The organism is Mycobacterium sp. M23085 (genome assembly GCF_045343915.1).
Taxonomy (GTDB): Bacteria; Actinomycetota; Actinomycetes; order Mycobacteriales; family Mycobacteriaceae; genus Mycobacterium.
This window is the reverse complement of sequence record NZ_CP174280.1, coordinates 332,679-352,755: the sequence shown is the minus strand read 5'-3', so window position 1 is coordinate 352,755 and position 20,077 is coordinate 332,679. Positions and strand designations below refer to the sequence as shown.

Below are 20,077 nucleotides of genomic sequence, written 5' to 3'. Positions count from 1 at the left end.
GCACGGCCGACTGGGCGGCGCGCATGACTGTGGTGGACCGTGCGCAGATTCAGGACGACGTGGATGCGTTGTGCGCTGTGGTTTCTCGGTTTCAGGAGCATGGCTATGCGGTGTTGACCAATCCGGAACGCTGGAGAATCTTGGCGAAACTCGAATGCGTGACACGCCAGCTGCAGGCGCCCGGTCATCAGCTGATCAATCAGCTTGGCGAGCAAGCGGATTCAAGCGAGTTGGGCGGCACGTTGTGCTGGGCGCTGGCCGAGCGGCTGCACCTGACCCGGGCCGAGGCCGGCCGGCGTATCGCCGAGGCGGCCGATCTGGGGCCGCGCCGGGCGTTGACCGGCCAGCCGTTGGCGCCGGTGTTGCCCGCGACCGCGGCGGCCCAGCGCGCCGGGGCCATCGGGGCCGATCATGTGGCGGTGATCCGGCGGTTTTTCCGCGAGTTGCCCGCCTCGGTCGATCTCAAGACGTGTGTGCACGCCGAACAACAGCTGGCGGCCAAGGCCACCGAATTTCGCTCCGATCAGCTCGCCAAGCTGGCCAAGCGCCTGATGGACTGCCTCAACCCCGACGGCACCTACACCGACGCCGACCGGGCGCGGATGCGCGGGCTGGTGCTGGGCACCCAGCAACCCGACGGCATGACCCGCCTGAGCGGATGGTTGACACCGCAAGCCAGGGCCAGCTGGGAGGCGGTGCTGGCCAAGCTGGCCGCCCCCGGCATGTGCAACCCCGAGGATGACACCCCGACCCTGGACGGCGCCCCGCCCGAAGAGGCGGTGCAGCGCGACAGCCGCAGTACCGCCCAGCGCAACCACGACGGGCTCAACGCCGCGCTGCGCGCGCTGCTGGCCAGCGGAAAACTGGGCCAGCACAACGGATTACCGGCCAGCATCATCGTCACCACCACCCTGGCCGAGCTCGAAGCCGCCGCCGGGACGGGCCTGACCGGCGGCGGCACCCTGCTACCCATGTCCGACGTGATCCGCCTGGCCCGCCACGCCCATCAATATCTGGCCATCTTCGACAAGGGCAAGGCCCTGGCGCTCTACCACACCAAGCGCCTGGCTTCGCCTGGCCAGCGAATTGTCTTGTACGCCAAGGACCGTGGGTGTACGCATCCCGGTTGCGACGTGTCGGGTTACTACTGCGAGGTCCACCACGTCCAAGACTGGGCCACGACCCACTGCACCGACATCGACCAACTCACCTTGGCCTGCGGCCCCCACCACCGGCTCCTCGAGAAGGGCTGGACCACCCGACAACGCGTCAACGGCGACACCGAATGGCTCCCGCCGCCACACCTCGACCGCGGCCAACCCCGCACCAACACCTACCACCACCCCGAAAAACTCTTGACCGATGGCGACGACGACGACCCGTAGCGGTCCGCGGGGCAAGGCAGGCGCCGGTGGTCAGTGGGTGCTGGGCACCCCGAGCTCGGGCTGAGGGCTCACCGGCGTCCGGTGGCGGGGGCGAGGTGCGCCATCCCGCGGAGAACCCACGGTGCGCGCGTCGCGATCAGCTCCACGGCGCGGTCCGAGCGGCGCATCGCGGTTCGGCGGCCGGGAGTGGGCGTCGACACCAGTTGCGCCTCAGGCGATCCCGCCCGCGGGCCGTGGCGATCGACCGCCAGCAATTGCCAACGGCCGGGCACGCCACGCAGCTCGACGCTGCCACGGTCCTGGAAGCCCGTGCCCGATCCGACGACCAGGTCGCACACGGTGCGGGACACGAGAATGTCGCCTGCTCCTGCGTGCCCGAGGATCCGCGCCGCGATGTGTACCGCGATTCCGCCGATGTCGTTGTCCAGTAGCTCGCATTCTCCAGTGTGGATGCCGATGCGGATCTGGACACCGAGGATCTCGGCGTCACCGCGCAATGCCTCGGCGCACCGGATGGCCTGCGACGGGCCGTCGAAGGTGGTGAGGTGTCCGTCGCCGGTGCTCTTGACCACCGTGCCGCCGAACCGTTCGGCGAGTTCGGCGGTGATCTCACCGAAGCGGTCCAACACCGCGCGCCACCGCTCATCGCCCGCTGCCGCGGCATGTTGAGTCGAGCCGACCATGTCGGTGAACAACACCGTGCGCAGGGCGCGATGTGACTGTGCTGGCGCGGCATGGCTGCCTGTGAGGAACTCCTCGATCCCGGTCAGGATTTTGTCGGGATCGGTCAAGAAGGGGGCATGGTCTACACCCTCGACCTCGAGGTACCGCGCGCCGGGGATGTGGTCGGCGAGATACCGGCCGCCTTGCACCGGAACCGCGGGGTCCTCACGGGCGTGGATGACCAAAGTCGGCACGCTGATCGTGGGCAGGATGGGGCGCACGTCAGTGAGAAAGGCCGCTTCGAATGACGCCCGCGCCATTCCCGGGCTCGCGCTCATGCGCTCCAACATTGCGAGCTGGCGTATCGACCGGACCGACGGCGCGCTGATGCTGGCCGCCGCACCGGTGCCCCACCGGGAGCGCACGGCGCGGCTGCCTTCCAGCCAGCGGGCGAGCTGTTCAACCGATGGCGTGTAGTTCTCACCCAGCTCGGAAAGGAAGCGCGCCCGCAGCTCGGCCGGGTCACGATCCATGTCGTCCCAGCCGCACGGGTGAAACGAGTATGTGGCACAAAGGATGAGCGCCCGCACTCGCTCCGGCCGTGCTGCCGCGAACATCATGGACGCCGGTCCACCATCGCTCAGACCGGAGATCACGGCCCGTCCGAACCCGACGGCGTCCATGACGGTCTCGATCTCGCCCACCCGATCATCCAGCGTCCGCACTTTCGGCACCGGGTCCGAAAGGCCGACCCCGGCCTTGTCGAACACAAGGACGCGACAGAACGTGGCGAGCTGCTCCATGAACGCTTTGAATTGGGGGAGAGTCCAGGCCAGCTCGATGTGGCTGACGAACGGTCCGACGACGACAAGCTCGACAGGCCCGTCGCCGAAGACCTGATACGCCAGGCTGAGGTCGCCACATGCCGCGTATGACGTTTCCGGCACTGGTTGAGCGTACTGCTGATGTCACCGCCCCGGGGGCGCCAACCGCAGTCCGCCAAATCATCTCCCCGTACTGAGCGCAGGCAGCTGCGGTGCTCGACGTCGGGATCATCGGCAGCGTGTCAACTGCGGGGTATGCCGCATCAGCGAGTGCCACGGCGGGACCTTCAAGGCAAGGGGCACAGCGTAGCTCAATCGGGCAGTCCCGGTGTGCGGGCGGCCGAACCGACGGCGTCACCGAGCGAGGCGAAGCCGCCGTCGTGCAGCCGCTGCGCGATGCCCTGGTGAATCTGCTTGGCCCACAAGCCTCCTCCGTAGATGAAGCCCGTGTAGCCCTGCAGCAGCGATGCCCCCGCAGTGATCCGCTCCCAGGCGTCGTCCGCGGTCTCGATACCCCCGACGCTGATCAGAACCAGGCGATCGCCGACACGGCCGTACAGCCGGCGCAGCACCTCGACGGCGCGGTGCGCCACCGGCGGCCCGGAGATGCCGCCCGGGCCAAGCTCGTCGACCCCCGGTGTGTTCAAGCCCTGCCGCGACACCGTGGTGTTGGTGGCGACGATGCCGGCCAGGCCCAATTCGACTGCCAGATCGGCGATCTGGTCCACATCGGAATCGGAAAGGTCCGGCGCGATCTTCACCAACACCGGTGTGGCCGTTTCGGCGAGCACGGCCGATAGGATCGGCCGCAGCGACTCGACTGCCTGCAGATCACGCAGCCCGGGCGTGTTCGGCGAGCTGACATTGACTACCAGGTAGGACGCCAGCGGGCCGACCAGCCGGGCGCTCGCCCGGTAATCGTCGACGGCCTCGTCGGCCGGCGTCACCTTCGTCTTGCCGATGTTGACCCCGATGGGCACTTCGGGCCGCTGCCGCGAAAGCCGCGCCTCCAGCGCGCCCGCACCGAGATTGTTGAAGCCCATCCGGTTCAGCAGGGCCCGGTCGGCCGGCAGCCGGAACAACCGCGGGGCGGGGTTGCCGGGTTGCGGGTTCGCGGTGACCGTTCCCACCTCGGCGTACCCGAAACCGAGCGCACCCCAGGTGAGCAGCCCCAGGCCATCCTTGTCGAAACCGGCCGCCAAGCCCAGCGGCCCGGGAAAGCGCACCCCGAACACCGTGCTGGACAACGCCGGATCGCTCGGGGCCAGCATCCGGTGCAGCAACCGGCGCGTCCAGCCGGCCGCGGTGACACCGCGGAGAAAGGCGAACACCAGCGTATGGATCCGCTCGGGCGGAACCACGAAAAACAGCTGCCGAAACAAGCGGTACATCCAATGCCCGCCCTCGCGTGGCCGGGCGGCCGTCACAGTTCCGGCTGGTCGGGCCGTCGCCCCTCGGAGCCGGCACCGTCCAAACGGGACTTCTTGCGGCGCAACAGCACTCGTCTGCTGCCATCGGTGTAAAGCCGTACCCTGGTCAACTCCCAGCCGCGGTATTCGGCCTCGATGGACAATCGGGTGGACGCGCTGACCCGGGTCACCTCTGGTGGCAGGCGCAGGGGCGCCCATTCGTATTCGTCGGACATATCGGTGTCCCAGCCCGCGGGCAGGCGGCTGCGGCGCGCCGCGGTCAACGCGTACCCGCCGCGTGCTCGATGACCTGAACTCCCGCACCGGAACCTGACGCCACGTACAGGGTGTCTGACGCTTCGTCGAAGGCCAGTGAGTTCGGTTGCTGCACGGTCGGGTAACGCACCTTTTCGACGGGAATTCCGGTGGATAGATCGTAACCAATGACGATATTGGAAACGGTCTGCGAAACCCAGGCTAACGCGTGGGAGCCGGCCAGGCCGTACGGCGCCTGCGGCACCGGGTAGGCCTGACGCAAAATCAATGGGTTTACGCCGTATACCAGCAGCTGGCCTCCGCGGGTGTCGGCGACCAGCACCCGGCCCGCCGGGTCGGCGGCCATCGTGGTGGCGCCCCGCCCCGCCCGCAGCGCCTGCTGGGTGTGGCCGTCGGCGTCGATCGTCGTCACCGACGTCTGTCCACGGTCCAGCACCACTGTCGTATTGCCTTGTGTGGCAAGCCAATCGACGCGGGCGAAGAGCTTGATGCGATTGCTGACGGTCGCGCCGGACGCGGTGCCGGGTGTCTGGGAGGCAAGGGTGTACACCGCGCCGTCGGCGCTACCCAGCACCAGCCGGCCGTCGGAACGCTGGGCCACCGCGGTGAAATCGGTCTGGGAGGCGTCGGCGACGGCCACCTGCGTGGCGCGCCCGGTGGCCAGCTCGACCGTGAAGTAGCCGCCTTGGCCGGCCAGGTAGGCGGTTCCGTGGCCGTCATCGGCCAACGCGGTCGCCGGTCCCGGCAGGTCGACCACGCGCGGCGTCACCTGCGTGTTTCCGAAGACGGCGACGCTGGCGGGTGCGGCCGGGTCGGCGCCCGGCGTCAGGACCGCCAGCTGGCGGGTGGCGCCGTCGAAGACCGCCGCCGCCGCGTGACCGGCCAGCGGACGCACCGTCCCGGCCGGCTGCTGCGACGGCGGCGGCGACACCGCGGCGTGCGCCGGTGCGATGGTCCGCGGCGCGGTGTCGAGCGGATTCGACGAACAACCCGTTAGCGCGCTCAGCAAAACCGCGAGGCCCAGCGCACCGTTGTGAGCTGCCAGTCTGTGACGAGATTGTCGGGGCAGCAATTCTTTTTCCTCATGGTTCGGCGGTGGAACACAAATTCTAAGGAACGCGTTCGGGCCTGCTAGGGCCACGCTGCCTGCGTCCGTACTCAGGGGCGAGGTATGGTCACCTCATGGCCGTCACCGCTGACCGTCATTTGACGCAGAATGAGTTTGCTGTCGAGGACATGTCTACAGGAATTTCTGCTAGCGGATACGGACAAGTCGGTGATGGGCGGAGTTTTTCGTTCCACATCGAGAACCGGTCCCTTGTCGTCGAAGTTTACCGGGCACGTCTGGCCGGGCCCGTTCCGCAGGCTGACGAGGTGGTCGCCACGGCTGTCCGCAGCCTGGTTGACATCGACCTCACCGACAAGCGCAGCCTGAGCGCTGCGGTGCGCGACTCGGTGGCGCACGCGGTGCCGGTTTCGCGCTAGTGGCGATCGCGAGCGCGGCCGTGGCGATCGCGAGCGCGGCCGTGGTGATCGCGAGCGCGGCGTAGCCGCGCGAAGCGGGTCGCCACCACAGGCGTAGCCGGGCGAAGCGGGTCGCCACCACAGGCGTAGCCGGGCGAAGCGGGTCGCCACCATTGCGCCAGTCAATCGCGGACCCGTCCACCGGGTACCGTCGTGGTCGATATGACCGTCATCCTGTTACGGCACGGCCGCTCGAGTTCGAACACGGCGGGCGAGCTCGCCGGTCGCTCCGAGGGCGTCGACCTCGATGACAAGGGCCGTGAACAAGCCGAAGGCCTGATCGATCGCATTGGTGATCTGCCGATCCGGGAGCTGGTCAGTTCGCCGCTGCTGCGCTGCCGTCGCACCCTCGAGCCGTTGGCCGACGCCCTGTGCCTGACCCCGCGCATCGACGATCGGCTCGCCGAGGTGGACTACGGGGAATGGACGGGCCGCAAAATCGGCGAGTTGGTCGGCGAGCCGCTGTGGAAGGTCGTTCAGGCCCATCCCAGCGCGGCGGTGTTCCCCGGCGGCGAGGGCCTGGCTCAGGTGCAGGCTCGGACAGTGTTCGCCGTGCGCGAGCACGACCGCCGACTCGCCGCCGAGCACGGCGGCGACGTGCTGTGGGTCGCTTGCACGCACGGTGACGTCATCAAGGCGGTCATCGCCGACGCCTACGGCATCCACCTGGACGGCTTCCAGCGCGTCACCGCCGACCCGGCGTCGGTGAGCGTGATCCGTTACACCGAGCTTCGCCCGTTTGTGTTGCACGTCAACCACACCGGCGCGCGGCTGTCGGCCGCGCTGCGGGCCGGACCCCCGGCGAAGGACGAGACGAAGCCGGAAACCGATCCCGAGTCCAACGGAGAGCCGCCGGAATCGGCCGCCGCGGTACCGTCCAGCGACGCGGTGGTCGGCGGTTCCACGGATTAATTCGACGGCTACCTCCATCGGATCGCACGGCGGTGGCAACAGCCGGTATTTTGGAAAGTGCCATGGCCCGCGCAATTCATGTCTTCCGCACACCCGACCGCTTCGTGGCCGGGACCGTCGGCCAGCCCGGAAACCGCACGTTCTACATCCAGGCTGTGCACGACGCCCGCGTGGTGTCGGTGATCCTGGAGAAGCAGCAGGTGGCGGTGCTGTCCGAACGCATCGGCGCGCTGCTGCTTGAGGTGAACCGCAGGTTCGGCACGCCCGTGCCGCCGGAGCCCGCCGAGGTGGGGGACCTCGATCCATTGGTCACCCCGGTGGATGCCGAGTTCCGGGTCGGAACCATGGGCCTGGGCTGGGATTCGGAGGCCCAGACGGTGGTGGTCGAGCTACTGGCGGTTACCGACGCCGAGTTCGACGCGTCGGTGGTGCTCGACGACACCGAGGAGGGTCCCGACGCGGTGCGGGTGTTCTTGACACCGGAGTCGGCCCGCCAGTTCGCGACTCGCTCTAATCGCGTCATCTCCGCGGGACGTCCGCCGTGTCCGTTGTGCGACGAACCGTTGGACCCGGAGGGCCATATCTGCGCACGCGCCAACGGATATCGGCGCAGTGCGCTGCTCGGGCCTGACGATGACCCCGAGGCCTGACGACCGTGAGGTGTTGCGCGACGGCGAGCTGACGGTCATCGGCCGGATCCGCTCAGCCAGCAACGGCACCTTCCTATGCGAATCGACGCTTGGTGGGTCCAGCGTGCACTGTGTCTACAAGCCGGTAGCCGGGGAGGCGCCGCTGTGGGATTTCCCGGACGGGACACTGGCCGGCCGGGAACGTGCCGCGTATCTGGTCTCGACGAAATTAGGCTGGAACATCGTGCCGTACACGATCATTCGGCACGGGCCGGCGGGTCCGGGCATGCTGCAGCGGTGGATACAACAACCTGGCGACGCGGTGGACACCGAGCCGCGGCCGGGGCCGGACCTGGTCGACCTGTTTCCGGCCGGCACCAAGCAGCCGGGGTATCTGCCGGTGCTGCGCGCCCTCGACTACGCCGGTGACGAGGTCGTCCTGATGCATGCCGACGACATTCGGTTGCGGCGAATGGCGGTGTTCGACGTGTTGATCAACAACGCCGACCGCAAGGGGGGCCATGTGCTGCGCGACATCGACGGCCACATCTTCGGGGTCGACCACGGCGTCTGCCTGCACGTCGAGGACAAGCTGCGCACGGTGCTTTGGGGATGGGCCGGCAAGCCGATCGACGACGACACCCTGGAAGCGGTCGCCGGCCTGATCGACGCGCTCGACGATCGGTTCGGCGAGGAACTGGCCGAGCAGATCACCCGGGCCGAGGTCGCCGCGCTGCGCCGGCGCGCACACGCGCTGCTGGACAACCCGGTCATGCCCGGCCCCAACCGGCATCGCCCCATTCCCTGGCCGGCTTTCTAGCGGTGATCGGTACGGGCGGCGCCGCCATCGGTGCCAGCGGTGATCGCAAGCGCGGCGTAGCCGGGCGCGGCGGGTCGCCGCCATCGGTGCCAGCGGTGATCGCAAGCGCGGCGTAGCCGGGCGCGGCGGGTCGCCGCCATCGGCGCCAGCGGTGCTGGCCGCGTCACACCATCGGCGATACTGAAGCGGTGAGCAACCGCGTGGACCATGGGACGGACGGGTCCGATGCCGCTCTGGCCGCCGATCTCGCCGCCGACGCGGGGGAGTTGTTGCTGAAAGTCCGCGACGAAGTCGGCTTCGGGTATCCCTGGGCACTGGGCGACGCGGGCGACAGCCTGGCGAACGCGCTTATTCTGCGGCGCCTGCGCGAGGAGCGGCCCGGCGATGCGGTGCTCAGCGAGGAGGCGTACGACGACCTGTCCCGCCTCCAGCACGACCGCGTGTGGATCATCGACCCGCTGGACGGCACCCGGGAGTTCTCCACGCCGGGCCGCGACGATTGGGCGGTACACGTCGCGCTGTGGCAACGCCCGAGCGATGGCGAGCGCGAAATCACCGACGCGGCCGTGTCGCTGCCGGCCCGGGGCAACATCGTGTACCGCAGCGACACCGTGACCGCCGACGCCGCACGTGTCGGTGTCACCGACACCATCCGCATCGCCGTCAGCGCCACCCGTCCGCCCTCGGTGCTGCACAGGATGCGGCAGACACTGCCCATCCAGCCCGTCGCGATCGGCTCGGCGGGAGCGAAGGCGATGGCGATCATCGACGGGGACGTCGACGCCTACGTGCACGCCGGCGGCCAATGGGAGTGGGATTCGGCGGCCCCGGCCGGCGTGGTGATGGCCGCCGGGATGCACGCATCGCGGCTCGACGGATCACCGATGCGCTACAACCAACTCGACCCATATCTGCCCGACTTCGTGATGTGTCGCGCCGAACTGGCGCCGATCCTGCTGAGCGCCATCCGCGGCGGGTGACACCGGCGCCGGGTTGATTGCGCGCCTCCTTCTCGGCCCGCCGCGCGGGCCGCATCGTCGGCGCGCTTAGGCTGATTGCCATGCAGTCGTGGTCTTCCCCCCAAGTTCCCGTGTTGTCGGGACGCGGTCCGGAGCTTCGGCTGTACGACACGTCTGACCGGCAGGTGCGTCCCGTGGCGGCCGGCTCGACCGCCACGATGTATGTCTGCGGCATTACCCCGTACGACGCCACCCATCTGGGCCATGCGGCGACCTATCTGGCGTTCGATCTGATCCACCGGCAGTGGCTGGATCTCGGCCACGACGTCCACTACGTCCAGAACGTCACCGACGTCGACGATCCGCTGCTCGAACGCGCCGAGCGCGACGGCATCGACTGGCGCGACCTGGCCGAGCGCGAGGTGTCGCTGTACCGCGAAGACATGGCGGCGCTGCGCATCCTGGCGCCCCGCGAATACGTCGGGGCGACCGAGGCCATCGCCGAGGTCGTCGAACTCGTCGAGAAGATGCTGGCCTCCGGTGCGGCCTATGTCGTCGACGGCGAATTCCCCGACGTTTACTACCGAGCTGATGCCACGCCGCAGTTCGGCTACGAGTCCGGCTATGACCGGGACACCATGCTGCGGCTGTTCGCCGAGCGCGGTGGTGACCCGCAACGGCCCGGCAAGACCGACGAGCTCGACGCCCTGCTATGGCGGGCCGCGCGGCCCGGGGAGCCCAGCTGGCCCTCGCCGTTCGGCCCCGGTCGGCCGGGTTGGCACGTCGAGTGCGCGGCGATCGCGCTCAGCCGCATCGGCAGCGGCCTGGACATTCAGGGCGGGGGCAGCGACCTGATCTTCCCGCACCACGAATTCACCGCCGCGCATGCCGAATGTGTCCGCGGCGAACGGAGATTCGCGCGTCACTATGTGCACGCCGGGATGATCGGCTGGGACGGACACAAGATGTCCAAGAGCCGCGGCAACCTGGTGCTGGTGTCCCAGCTGCGCGCCCGCGGCGTCGAGCCGGCGGCCATTCGGCTGGGTCTGCTGGCCGGACATTACCGCGGGGACCGTTACTGGAGCGATCAGGTGCTCGACGAGGCCATCGGGCGGCTGCAGCGCTGGCGGGATGCGACGTCGCTGCCGGCCGGCCCGGACGCCGCCGACGTGATCGCGCGGCTGCGCCAGTACCTGGCCGACGACCTGAACACTCCCAAAGCACTTGCCGCACTTGACGGCTGGACCACCGACGCGCTGCTATACGGTGGCCACGACTCCGAGGCGCCCAACCTGGTGGCGACCGCCATCGACGCGCTGCTGGGCGTGGCCGTCTAGCCGAACGACGGTATGCCCCCGGTCACGCCGGCAGTGCCGTCCCCATAGCGGGTCCGTTCGGGGCTATCTGTCCGGTCGCCGCCAGCGCAGCCGTCCACCATTTCGCCAGTGCCAACAGGTCGGCGGCCTCCTCGTAGAGGCTTGTCGATCGGGAGCGCACGGCCAGGGCCATGTCAGGTGTCTCGGGTTTGTCGCCGGCGATCTTCGCCTTGGCGGCCTGCGCCAACTCGAAAGCGGTTGTCGCGGAGTCCTGTTCGTCGACCGGCACGGAGTGCTCGTGGAGGAATTGGGCCAGCTGGACCGGAGCCGTACTACGCACGTAGTGGCGCAGCTGCAGGATCGCGTCGCGGATTTCGATGACGGTTTGGTGCAGCTGGAGCGTGGTCTTCTGAAATCGTCGGTGGTCATGCTCGATACTGAAACTGCTTTCCGGCACCACGGCTGTCATGCTGAGCCGCAGCGGCTGCAAACGCTTCCAGGTGCGGCTGATGCGGTCCAATCCGAAAAACGAATGCAGCCTGACGACGAGCGGCACCGCGCCGAAGAGATAGACGACGACGGCCCTCCAGAGGAACTCCGACCCATGAACCCGGCCCCGCAATTCAACGGTGTGGGTCCAGCCGAGCTGGTCGCTCACCGCCAGCACCAGCGCCTCGGTGCACGCTGCCGCCGTCACGACAACCGTGAGGATTCCGGCGGCGGCGAGCAACAATTCGCGACGCTCGGTGGCTGTTATCAGCTCAGAGCCGAACATCCAGAGCAGCCGCATCACCAAGATGACGACCATGGTCAGGTACAGGCTCAGCGCCAAGACCGCGTCCCAGCCGCCGGACACCGCAAACGTCTGCCCCGCAACGCGCGCACGGGTACCCGCACCCAGGAATGCCATCGACAGCGCGACGGCGGCCAAGCGGTAATAGCGGTGACTGCGGCGTGTTTCCTCAGGCGAAACCTTGTTCCACAGCATGGTGAACCCGACGAATTCAGTGCACGCCAAAATCATTGCGACGCAAGATAATTGCTGGGAGGTGGTCACGGTCATGAGAGCGCCTTCGGACAACACCGCTTCGATCTTGCGCTCACGCAACAGCTGGGCCAGCAGCAGCCAAGCCATCACATTGTTGAGGTAGGTCTGGTAGAGGTTGGCCCTGCACCATCGGAAACGCGCTGCGAGGACGATCGCCATGATCGTGATCACGGGCCACGCGATGATGCCCGGGACTGTGGAGGTCACTGGCGGCGGAAGAAGGCGCTACGCATCATGGAGTGACGTTCGGCGGCCTCAGCGGCGGCGATCAGCAATAGAGAAGCGAACATCTCGGCATCGCGCTCGTGCTCACTGGCGTAGTCGCCGCGTCCCAACACCGCGCGCACCGTGTCGGGATCGAGGTCGGGCAAGGCCTGGCACACTGCCGCATCGCAGGCGCGACTGACGCTTCGGCCATGACCCAGCAGGATATGCCCGATCTCGTGGCCCACAATCTGGTCGATGTGGTAGTCGGTGGTGCCGGCCTCATGCAGGATCAGGTCTTCGTCATCACAGGCCAGCCAAAGTCCGCACGGGCTGTCTGCCAGCGCCGCGGTGTCCGTCGGGATCAGCCGGATGGGCCGTCCGCGCATCTGGCCCAAGTTCTCGATGAAGACGTTTCGGTCCCAGGGCACCGGGATCGGGAGCTTGCGCGTCAGCGCAAGGATGTCAGCGTTTGATGCCGCCATCGGCCTGGCCATCTTGCGGAGAGGAAATAGGAGGCAACCGTTCAAGTTCGCGAAGGTGGTCGACTATCGCCGCCAGGCTATTGAGAGCCTGGGGGGTCAGTCCGGATGCCCGAGCCGCCAAGTCGCGCACTCCGTTGTCGCGTAAGGCTTGCAGAAGATTCAGTTGCGCGTCGATTGCCGCGTCAGTGCCGCGATCTATCAGATATGACGGCGGCACGCCGAAGAAATCGGCGATCGCCCTCAAATGCGCGACAGTGGGGTTTGTTTTGATGCCGCTTCTGAGCTGCCAGAGATAAGCCGGGCTGATCGGGACTCCGGTTTTATCGGTGATTGCCGCCGCGGCCGCGGCGTTGGACAGCGGGGGCGTGCCCGCCTTGCGCATTAGCTCGAACAGCTTGTTCAGGCGTGCTGCCAACTCGCTGTCATCCGGTCCTTTGGCTTCGACGTCGTCGTCTCCCAATGCACTCTCGTTTCATGCGATTGCCAGCGGTGTGTACCCATGTTACAGAGCCGCCGTCGCCTGCCCCGCCGACCCGCCGGGCCGCCTTGATGATGTGGTGCACTGCCGTGACGTCGCCGTCTGCGTGTGGTGAAGCGCTTCACCACGATATCCACAGGTTGGGTTGCGTTCGGTTTTACATTTTCCACAGCGTACGGTTGAATGCGTCACGTGTACTGCTGTGTACAGTTCGCCAGGTCTGGTGTGCCTCTCGAGATGGGCACCGATCGGCTCGTCCACCTGTCTCCAGGCCCGGCTTTGCTGCCGAGCGATGCGAGGGGGACCCGACCGGGTGTGACCCGCCCTCGCGCGTCGGCTTGGGAACCGATTATGGGGTTTCATCCGGTGCCGCCCCGATCTTCGCGGAGGCGAATCAACTGGCAGCGAATTGGGCCAGTATGTACGCAAGTATTCGCGAAACGCAGCAACGTCGGGTGCGCCCAGATAGACGCGAATAACCGCTATCGTCAGCGCGCACCAGGCGCCCGATTCGGATACCGAGGGGCCACCATGGGCCCGATTAATGAAGATGGCCGACGCCGCCGGCGGTGTTAGCCAGCGCTGATTCGAAGGCGTGAAATTTCCTCGCTGGTGGTTTCGGTCGGCATTCTCGGTGGCCTAACGCGGCGCACGCATGTTTGCTGGTGGCCGCTTTATGCCTCCCATGCGAATCTATGAAACACCTGTACAACCTATACATTAAATTTACACGAGTGTCTAATCCCGGTCTGGAATTCGATTTGCTGCCACCCGAGTATGGGGGTATATTTCGGGACGAATACTGGACTGAAGAAGGAGTCGAGTCCGGTGCATACCAGGAGCGAGTCGGCGCTGCCGCCAGTGGGCAGGCTGCCGCGTCGACCGCTACCTGGTGATAATCGTCGGCCACAGGGGCGTCGTGTGGCCGTTACCGCGTGGGCCGGTCGGCCCATTTGGAATTTTGGACGCTACCCACAGGGTGGGTGCCTGGCGGTACGAAACGCCACGGCGTCGATTCTTTCTCGGTAAAGCTGGGTTCCAGGTGTCAGGGCAAGTCGGGTCCGCATGGCCCGTTGTGGGGCGCGACGTGGAGTTGCGGCGGTCGATGGCGGCGCTCAGCAACGGAGATTTCTACGGGGTGGCGCTGGTCGGCGACAGTGGGGTGGGCAAGTCGACTTTGGCGCGCATGCTGGCAAAGACGGTTGAGTCCGCGGGGCGCACGGTGCGGTTCGCGTTGGGCACCCAAACGGGTTGTGCGGTGCCGCTGGGTGCGTTTTCTCGCGCGGTCAGCCTCGGGGTGGCCCATGAACCGGCGATCATGCTGGCCGCTGCGCACGAGACCTTGGGCCAGGACAAAAACCTGGTGGTGGTGGTTGACGACGCGCAATTGCTTGATCCGTTGTCGGCCACCTTGGTCAATCAGCTTGCGGCCGGCCGTAGTGCGCGGTTGATCGTGACGATCCGGTCGGGCGAGCCGGTGCTGGATGCGGTGACTGCGTTGTTGAAGGAGCGCTTGCTGCTCACCGTTCACGTCGACTCTTTCACCCGCGAGCAGACCGGCTTGTTGGCCGGCGCGGTTCTGGGTGGGCCGGTCGAATCGGAGCTGGTTGACGAGTTGTTCGAGCGCAGTGCGGGAAATCTTTTGCTACTCCGGGGATTTCTGACTGCGGGCCGGGAAAGCGGGGTGTTGGTTCGCACTCAGCGGGGCTGGCAACTTCGGGGTCCGTTGCGCGCGGATCGTGAACTTCGCGACGCCTTGGAGTTCCGGTTGCAGTCGCTGAGTCCCGAGGAGTTGGAGGTGGTGGAGATCTTGGCCACCGCCGAGCGGCTGAAGTGGGAGATCCTGCGCGACATCTGCGATGCCGCCGCGGTGGCGGCTGTGGAGCGCCGTGGTCTGATCCAGTTGGTTGCCGACGGATCCCAAACGGTGGCGCAGTTGAATCACCCCATGCTCGGTGAAGCGGCGACCCGCCGAGCCGGCATGGTGCGCGCGCGGCAACTCAACGGCAAGTTGGCGCGAGCTCTGCAAAAGCATCAGCGGGCAGCGGGCCGACCCGTGCGTCTGCCCGGCCCGCTGGCCAGGATCCGGTTGGCTCAGTTCATGATGCGTAGCGACTTGGAGCCTGACCTCGACGTGATCACCAAAGCGGCCACGGATGCGTTGGCGATGTCGAATCTGGTACTCGGCGAGGAATTGGCGAGGTTCGCGGTCGACCGTGGCGGTGGTCTGCCGGCGGCGCTGGTGCTTGCCGAGGCGGTGAGTTGGCAGGGGCGCGGCGAAGAGGCCGACGCGGTGCTGGTCGACGCCGAACCCCGGGTGGGCGACGAGGACTGCCTGATCGCGCGGTGGGGTTGTCTGCGCGCCGCAAACATGTTCTGGGGCTGCGGGGACGTTGAAGCTGCGACCCGGGCACTCGCTGACGTGAAAAAGCGGGTTCAGTCGGAGGTGAGCCTTCACCTCATCAGCACCCTAGAGTTGTCCCTCGGCTACTTCCATGGTGATGTTGCGACGACGATCGAGCTCGGGCCGGGCCTCTGTGAGTCCGATGTACTGCCGGTGGCGACCGTGTGGGCGGCATTTCCGACGTGCGGGGCCCTGGCGGCTGCCGGGCGGTTCTCCGAGGTGGGGCGCGTAGCGGACGCCGGGCTGCGCGCGACTGCACTGTGCGGACTGGGGCCGCACCGATTCAATATCGGCATGACCGAGATCATGGCCGCGACGGCCGCCGGTGATGACCGCGCTGCCGAGCGGATTTACAAGCGCTACGACGCCTTGGCCGCCGGTACGCCCGCGGCTGAGGCCATGGTTGATGCGATGCTCGGACTCGTTCGACTCACCCGTGGTGAGCTGCCGGCGGCGTGCGCCGTGTTCACCAAGGCGCTCACCGTATTCGCCGGGGGCTTTCCATCGCCTTGGTTGGTGGTGGTGGCTGCGTTGCAGGCCCAGGCCGAGGGAGCGCGGGGTAACAACGTGGCAGCCGTCGCGGCCTTGCGACGGGCGGACAAAGCCTACGGACCGCATGTCGCGGTGTTCTTGCCCGAACTCGAGCTCGCCCGCGCCTGGGAACGGGCAGCGGCCGGCGACGCGACTGGCGCGCAGAAGCATTCGATGCAATCCGCGGAAATCGCGCGAGCGGCCGGCATGCACGCGACGGAGATGCGGGCACGCCATACAGCCGTCCGCTTCGGCGACCGTTCACAGACCGCCCGGCTGGAGAAACTTGCTCGCATCTTGGACACGGCGCTTGCCGAGGCGGTCGCTCACCATGCCCGCGGTTTGGCGGAGCACGACGGAGATCGGCTCGATGCCGCGGCACACCAATTCGCTGATCTCGGTGCATTGGCTTCTGCCGCCGACGCGGCGGCGCAGGCGGCCGGCGAACATGCCCGTCACGGCGACCGCGGCAAGAAATTGAGGTCGTCGGCCTGGGCGCATGCGTTGGCCAGCCGTTGCGAATTGCGCACACCGGCGGTCGAGGCTGCGGCGTGTCCGCTTCCCTTCAGCGGCCGGGAGCGCCAGATCGTGACGTTGGTCGCGGCCGGTCTGTCCAACCGCGAGATCGCCGAGCAGTTGGTCATCTCGGTGCGCACGGTGGAGGGACACCTCTATCGCCTTTTCGCCAAACTCGAAATCAGCAACCGCGACGAACTCACCGGGCTGACGACCCGGCAGCCGTTCGTACAATGCGAATCGTTAGGCCGCGGCGACGGGTCGGTTAATTACGCAAGCAACGCTCACCCTCAGACAGGCTAAGTTTTTATTGCCAGCCTATGAAGTGTCGCGGGTGGCTACTCTATCTCGGCTCGTACACCACTCGACTTGATTGCGTAGCCCGACGGCGCACGCTCGACGGGCCATACGCTCCGGCACATGAGAGGTAGTCGGAAGCACACCATCCTAACCACTATTCCCGATATCGACCCGTCCGGACCCGCAGATCCGTTCCCGCCGTGGGAGTTTCACGCAGCCGAGGACCGGCCTCCTCGGGACCGCCCGGCCACGACCTCGGCTCCGTGTGACTCCCTCAGACTCTATTTGGCGGCCGCAAATTCAGCCGTTATGTAGTGGCAGCGAGCTCAGGCCGTCTCGTTCAGCAGCCGAGAACCGCCCTGGTTCGCGGCAGACGTCAGCGGACCGCGGCAGCCTGGCCGCCAAGTCGGCAGCCTCGCTGGAAGTGGGGAGACATCATTTGACGCAGAGGGCGAACGAGTCGCCGTGGCCCATTGTGGGGCGCGACGTGGAGTTGCGGCGGTCGATGTCGGCGCTCACCAACGGAGATTTCTACGGGGTGGCGCTGGTCGGCGACAGCGGGGTGGGCAAGTCGACCCTGGCGCGCATGCTGGCAAAGACGGTTGAGTCCGCGGGGCGCACGGTGCGGTTCGCGTTGGGCACCCAAACGGGGTGTGCGGTGCCGCTGGGTGCGTTTTCTCGCGCGGTCAGCCTCGGGGTAGGACATGAACCGGCGATCATGCTGGCCGCTGCGCACGAGACCTTGGGCCAGGACAAAAACCTGGTGGTGGTGGTTGACGACGCGCAATTGCTTGATCCGTTGTCGGCCACCTTGGTCAATCAGCTTGCGGCCAGCCGTAGTGCGCGGTTGATCGTGACGATCCGGTCGGGCGAGCCGGTGCTGGATGCGGTGACTGCGTTGTTGAAGGAGCGCTTGCTGCTCACCGTTCATGTCGACTCTTTCACCCGCGAGCAGACCGGTTTGTTGGCCGGCGCGGTTCTGGGTGGGCCGGTCGAATCGGAGCTGGTTGACGAGTTGTTCGAGCGCAGTGCGGGAAATCTTTTGCTACTGCGGGGATTCTTGACCGCGGGCCGGGAAAGCGGGGTATTGGTTCACACGGAGCGGGGCTGGCAACTTCGGGGTCCGTTGCGCCCGGACCGCGAACTTCGCGACGCCTTGGAGTTCCGGTTGCAGTCGCTGAGTCCCAAGGAGTTGGAGGTGGTGGAGATCTTGGCCACCGCCGAATTGCTGGAGTTGGAGATCCTGCGCGACATCTGCGATGCCGACGCGATGGCAAACCTGGAGCGCCGTGGACTGATCCAGTTGGTTGCCGACGGATCCCATACCGTGGCGCAGTTGAATCACCCCATGCTCGGTGAAACGGCGACCCGCCGAGCCGGGGTGGTGCGTTCGCGGCAACTCAACGGCATTTTGGCGAAAACTCTTCGACGGCATCTGCGGGCAGCGGGGCGACGCTCCCAACTGCCCGACCTTCGCAGCCGAATCCGGTTGGCCCAGTTCATGATACGCAGCGACTTGGAGCCTGACCTCGACGTGATCACCAAAGCGGCCGCGGATGCGTTGGCGATGTCGAACGTGGTGCTCGGCGAGGACTTGGCGAGGTTCGCGGTCGACCGTGCCGGTGGTCTGCCGGCGGCGCTGGTGCTTGCCGAGGCGGTGAGTTGGCAGGGGCGCGGCGAAGAGGCCGAGGCCGTCCTGATGGACGTCGACATCGACGATGCCGACGAATGGCTCATCGCGCGGTGGGGTTGTCTGCGCGCCGCGAACTTGGCGTGGGGGTGCGGTGACGCCGAAACCGCCAAGCGGGTACTCGGCGACGTGAAACAGCGTGTGGTGGTGACTAGGGGCAACCAGTTGATCGATGCCGTGGAGGTCTCGATCGGATTCTTCTGCGGCGACGTTCAGACCACGATTGCGCTGGGGCCGGGGCTGTGTGAGCCGGATGTATTGCCGATGGCAACCGTGTGGGCGGCGATCGCAACATGCGGTGCCTTGATGGCCGCCGGGCGGTTCTCCGAAGTTCGCCGCATAGCGGATGCCGGGTTACGCGCGACGGCGCTCTGCAAAGCCGGATCGCAGCGGTTCGCCATCGGGATGACCGAGGTCATGGTCGCCACTGCCGTCGGTGACTATCCGGGGGCCGAGCGGATTTACAAGCGTTATGCCGCGATGGCTGCCGGTCTTCCCGCAGCGGAGGCCATGGTAGATGCGATGCTCGGGCTCGTGCAGGTTTCCCGCGGTGAGCTGCCGTCGGCATGCGCCACCCTGGCCCGATCGATCTCCCAACTATCCCAAGGCTTTCCGTCGCCCTGGATGCTGGTGGTGGCAGCCTTGCATGCCCAAGCCGAGGGGGCGCGGGGGGACAGCGCGGCGGCCGCCGCGGCGCTGCGGCTCGCGGAAAACGCCTACGGACCGCATGTTGCGGTGTTCTTGCCCGAACTCGAGCTCGCCCGCGCCTGGGAACGGGCAGCGGCCGGCGACGCGGTTGCCGCGCAGACCCATGCGGCGCAAGCGGCGGAAACGGCGCGCACGGCCGGGATGAGCGTGGCGGAGATGCGGGCACGCCACGCCGCTATTCGCTTTGGCGACCGTTCACAGTCCGCACGGGTAGACGAGCTCGCACAGATGTTGAACTCTCCATCCGCGCAAGCGGTCGCCGACCATGCCCGCGGGCTGGCCCGACACGACGGCCACCTGCTTGATGCCGCTGCGCACAAATTCGCTGATCTCGGCGCATTGGCTTTCGCTGCCGATGCGTCGGCGCAGGCGGCCGGCGAACATGCCCGTCGCGGCGACCGGCGCAAGGAGATCGAGTCGTCGAGCTGGGCGCACTCCTTGGCCAACCAGTGCGGTGTGCGTACACCGGCGCTCGAGGCTGCGGCGCGCCCGCTTCCCTTCAGCGGCCGTGAGCGCCAGATCGTGACGCTGGTCGCGGCAGGAATGTCCAACCGCGAGATCGCCAACCGGCTGGTCATCTCGGTACGCACGGTCGAAGGGCACCTGTACCGTCTCTTCACCAAACTCGGCGTCAACCACCGCGACCAACTCGTCCAGCTGCTGAACCTGGATTTGTCCGGCCCGCAGGACGACGAACCCGACGCGTCATGACGGACGTTCCGCAGTGACCCATGGTCATCGCGCGGACGGCAGTGGCCGGCGCGAGCCGGCCGATTGCTCGTCTTCCTCCAGAGGGTGTCGGCGCCTCCTGTAGATCTTCGCGAAGCTCGGCGGCAGGGCCTCTCGAGAGGTCGAGTGCGTAACAGCCGAAGCCGGCAGTTCCGCAAAACCGCAAGTCTCACAAGGCAATCCGTGCACGCACGCTGATTTTGGGTTGAACACCGTCCCCCCGCCGGCGGGATCACCACTCTGTCGGTTTGCGCCTACCACTCTATG

16 protein-coding genes and 1 pseudogene are annotated in these 20,077 nt (G+C 67.1%); 9 read left to right on the top strand and 8 right to left on the bottom strand.

Annotated features, from left to right (window positions below):
• Positions 1 to 23: 23 nt before the first annotated feature.
• Positions 24 to 1,385, top strand: a complete 1,362-nt coding sequence (locus ACIUM1_RS01470; RefSeq protein WP_406815542.1) for an HNH endonuclease signature motif containing protein — start codon at positions 24 to 26, stop codon at positions 1,383 to 1,385.
• Positions 1,386 to 1,453: 68 nt separating this feature from the next.
• Here ACIUM1_RS01470 and ACIUM1_RS01465 read toward each other — a convergent pair whose 3' ends face one another.
• The 4 genes from ACIUM1_RS01465 to ACIUM1_RS01450 form a co-directional block, all read right to left on the bottom strand.
• Positions 1,454 to 2,995 (bottom strand): adenylate/guanylate cyclase domain-containing protein, encoded by a 1,542-nt coding sequence (locus tag ACIUM1_RS01465; protein ID WP_406815541.1) that lies wholly within the window; start codon positions 2,993 to 2,995, stop codon positions 1,454 to 1,456.
• Positions 2,996 to 3,183: 188 nt separating this feature from the next.
• Positions 3,184 to 4,263, bottom strand: a complete 1,080-nt coding sequence (locus ACIUM1_RS01460; protein ID WP_406815540.1) for a quinone-dependent dihydroorotate dehydrogenase — start codon at positions 4,261 to 4,263, stop codon at positions 3,184 to 3,186.
• Between the two features lie 32 nt (positions 4,264 to 4,295).
• Positions 4,296 to 4,565, bottom strand: a complete 270-nt coding sequence (locus ACIUM1_RS01455) for a DUF5703 family protein (RefSeq protein ID WP_406815539.1) — start codon at positions 4,563 to 4,565, stop codon at positions 4,296 to 4,298.
• Positions 4,562 to 5,602, bottom strand: a complete 1,041-nt coding sequence (locus ACIUM1_RS01450; protein ID WP_406817896.1) for a YncE family protein — start codon at positions 5,600 to 5,602, stop codon at positions 4,562 to 4,564. Before ACIUM1_RS01450 ends, ACIUM1_RS01455 begins: the two co-directional genes overlap by 4 nt.
• Before the next feature lie 137 nt (positions 5,603 to 5,739).
• Between ACIUM1_RS01450 and ACIUM1_RS01445 the strand changes: the two genes are divergently transcribed.
• The 4 genes from ACIUM1_RS01445 (at position 5,740) to ACIUM1_RS01430 (ending at position 8,442) form a co-directional block, all read left to right on the top strand.
• Entirely contained in the window at positions 5,740 to 6,042 is a 303-nt protein-coding gene (locus ACIUM1_RS01445) for a hypothetical protein (protein WP_406815538.1), read from the top strand.
• Positions 6,043 to 6,243: 201 nt separating this feature from the next.
• Positions 6,244 to 6,993 carry a histidine phosphatase family protein gene (locus ACIUM1_RS01440; protein ID WP_406815537.1) on the top strand — a complete coding sequence of 250 codons (750 nt, stop codon included), beginning with the start codon at positions 6,244 to 6,246 and terminating at the stop codon, positions 6,991 to 6,993.
• A 62-nt stretch (positions 6,994 to 7,055) separates the two neighbouring features.
• The gene (locus ACIUM1_RS01435) at positions 7,056 to 7,643 is read left to right on the top strand and encodes a DUF3090 domain-containing protein (RefSeq protein WP_406815536.1); all 588 of its coding nucleotides are present in this window, start codon (positions 7,056 to 7,058) and stop codon (positions 7,641 to 7,643) included.
• Positions 7,627 to 8,442 carry an SCO1664 family protein gene (locus tag ACIUM1_RS01430; protein WP_406815535.1) on the top strand — a complete coding sequence of 272 codons (816 nt, stop codon included), beginning with the start codon at positions 7,627 to 7,629 and terminating at the stop codon, positions 8,440 to 8,442. Before ACIUM1_RS01435 ends, ACIUM1_RS01430 begins: the two co-directional genes overlap by 17 nt.
• Here the strand turns inward: ACIUM1_RS01430 and ACIUM1_RS01425 are convergent.
• Positions 8,441 to 8,547, bottom strand: a pseudogene (locus tag ACIUM1_RS01425) (gamma-glutamyl-gamma-aminobutyrate hydrolase family protein); the annotation flags it as partial. The gene ACIUM1_RS01430 and the pseudogene ACIUM1_RS01425 sit on opposite strands and share 2 nt — an antisense overlap.
• An 83-nt stretch (positions 8,548 to 8,630) precedes the next feature.
• Here ACIUM1_RS01425 and ACIUM1_RS01420 point away from each other — a divergent pair.
• Both ACIUM1_RS01420 and mshC read left to right on the top strand, forming a co-directional pair.
• The gene (locus ACIUM1_RS01420; RefSeq protein WP_406815534.1) at positions 8,631 to 9,422 is read left to right on the top strand and encodes a 3'(2'),5'-bisphosphate nucleotidase CysQ; all 792 of its coding nucleotides are present in this window, start codon (positions 8,631 to 8,633) and stop codon (positions 9,420 to 9,422) included.
• An 80-nt stretch (positions 9,423 to 9,502) separates the two neighbouring features.
• Complete coding sequence (mshC, locus tag ACIUM1_RS01415; RefSeq protein ID WP_406815533.1) at positions 9,503 to 10,738, top strand: cysteine--1-D-myo-inosityl 2-amino-2-deoxy-alpha-D-glucopyranoside ligase; 1,236 nt, start codon at positions 9,503 to 9,505, stop codon at positions 10,736 to 10,738.
• 22 nt (positions 10,739 to 10,760) lie between these two features.
• On the opposite strand, the gene ACIUM1_RS01410 is transcribed toward mshC, so the two are convergent.
• The 3 genes from ACIUM1_RS01410 to ACIUM1_RS01400 are packed head-to-tail and all read right to left on the bottom strand — an operon-like array spanning position 10,761 to position 12,836.
• Entirely contained in the window at positions 10,761 to 11,972 is a 1,212-nt protein-coding gene (locus ACIUM1_RS01410; protein ID WP_406815532.1) for a DUF6545 domain-containing protein, read from the bottom strand.
• A complete protein-coding gene (locus ACIUM1_RS01405) occupies positions 11,969 to 12,454 on the bottom strand; it encodes a hypothetical protein (RefSeq protein WP_406815531.1) in 486 nt (161 codons plus the stop codon). Before ACIUM1_RS01405 ends, ACIUM1_RS01410 begins: the two co-directional genes overlap by 4 nt.
• Positions 12,435 to 12,836: a helix-turn-helix domain-containing protein gene (locus ACIUM1_RS01400; RefSeq protein WP_406817895.1), complete on the bottom strand. Its 402-nt coding sequence runs from the start codon at positions 12,834 to 12,836 to the stop codon at positions 12,435 to 12,437. The genes ACIUM1_RS01405 and ACIUM1_RS01400 overlap by 20 nt, the downstream gene beginning before the upstream one ends.
• Before the next feature lie 1,189 nt (positions 12,837 to 14,025).
• Here ACIUM1_RS01400 and ACIUM1_RS01395 point away from each other — a divergent pair.
• Positions 14,026 to 16,686 (top strand): LuxR C-terminal-related transcriptional regulator, encoded by a 2,661-nt coding sequence (locus ACIUM1_RS01395; protein ID WP_406817894.1) that lies wholly within the window; start codon positions 14,026 to 14,028, stop codon positions 16,684 to 16,686.
• Positions 16,687 to 17,170: 484 nt separating this feature from the next.
• Positions 17,171 to 19,792 carry a LuxR C-terminal-related transcriptional regulator gene (locus ACIUM1_RS01390; RefSeq protein ID WP_406817893.1) on the top strand — a complete coding sequence of 874 codons (2,622 nt, stop codon included), beginning with the start codon at positions 17,171 to 17,173 and terminating at the stop codon, positions 19,790 to 19,792.
• Positions 19,793 to 20,077: the final 285 nt, after the last annotated feature.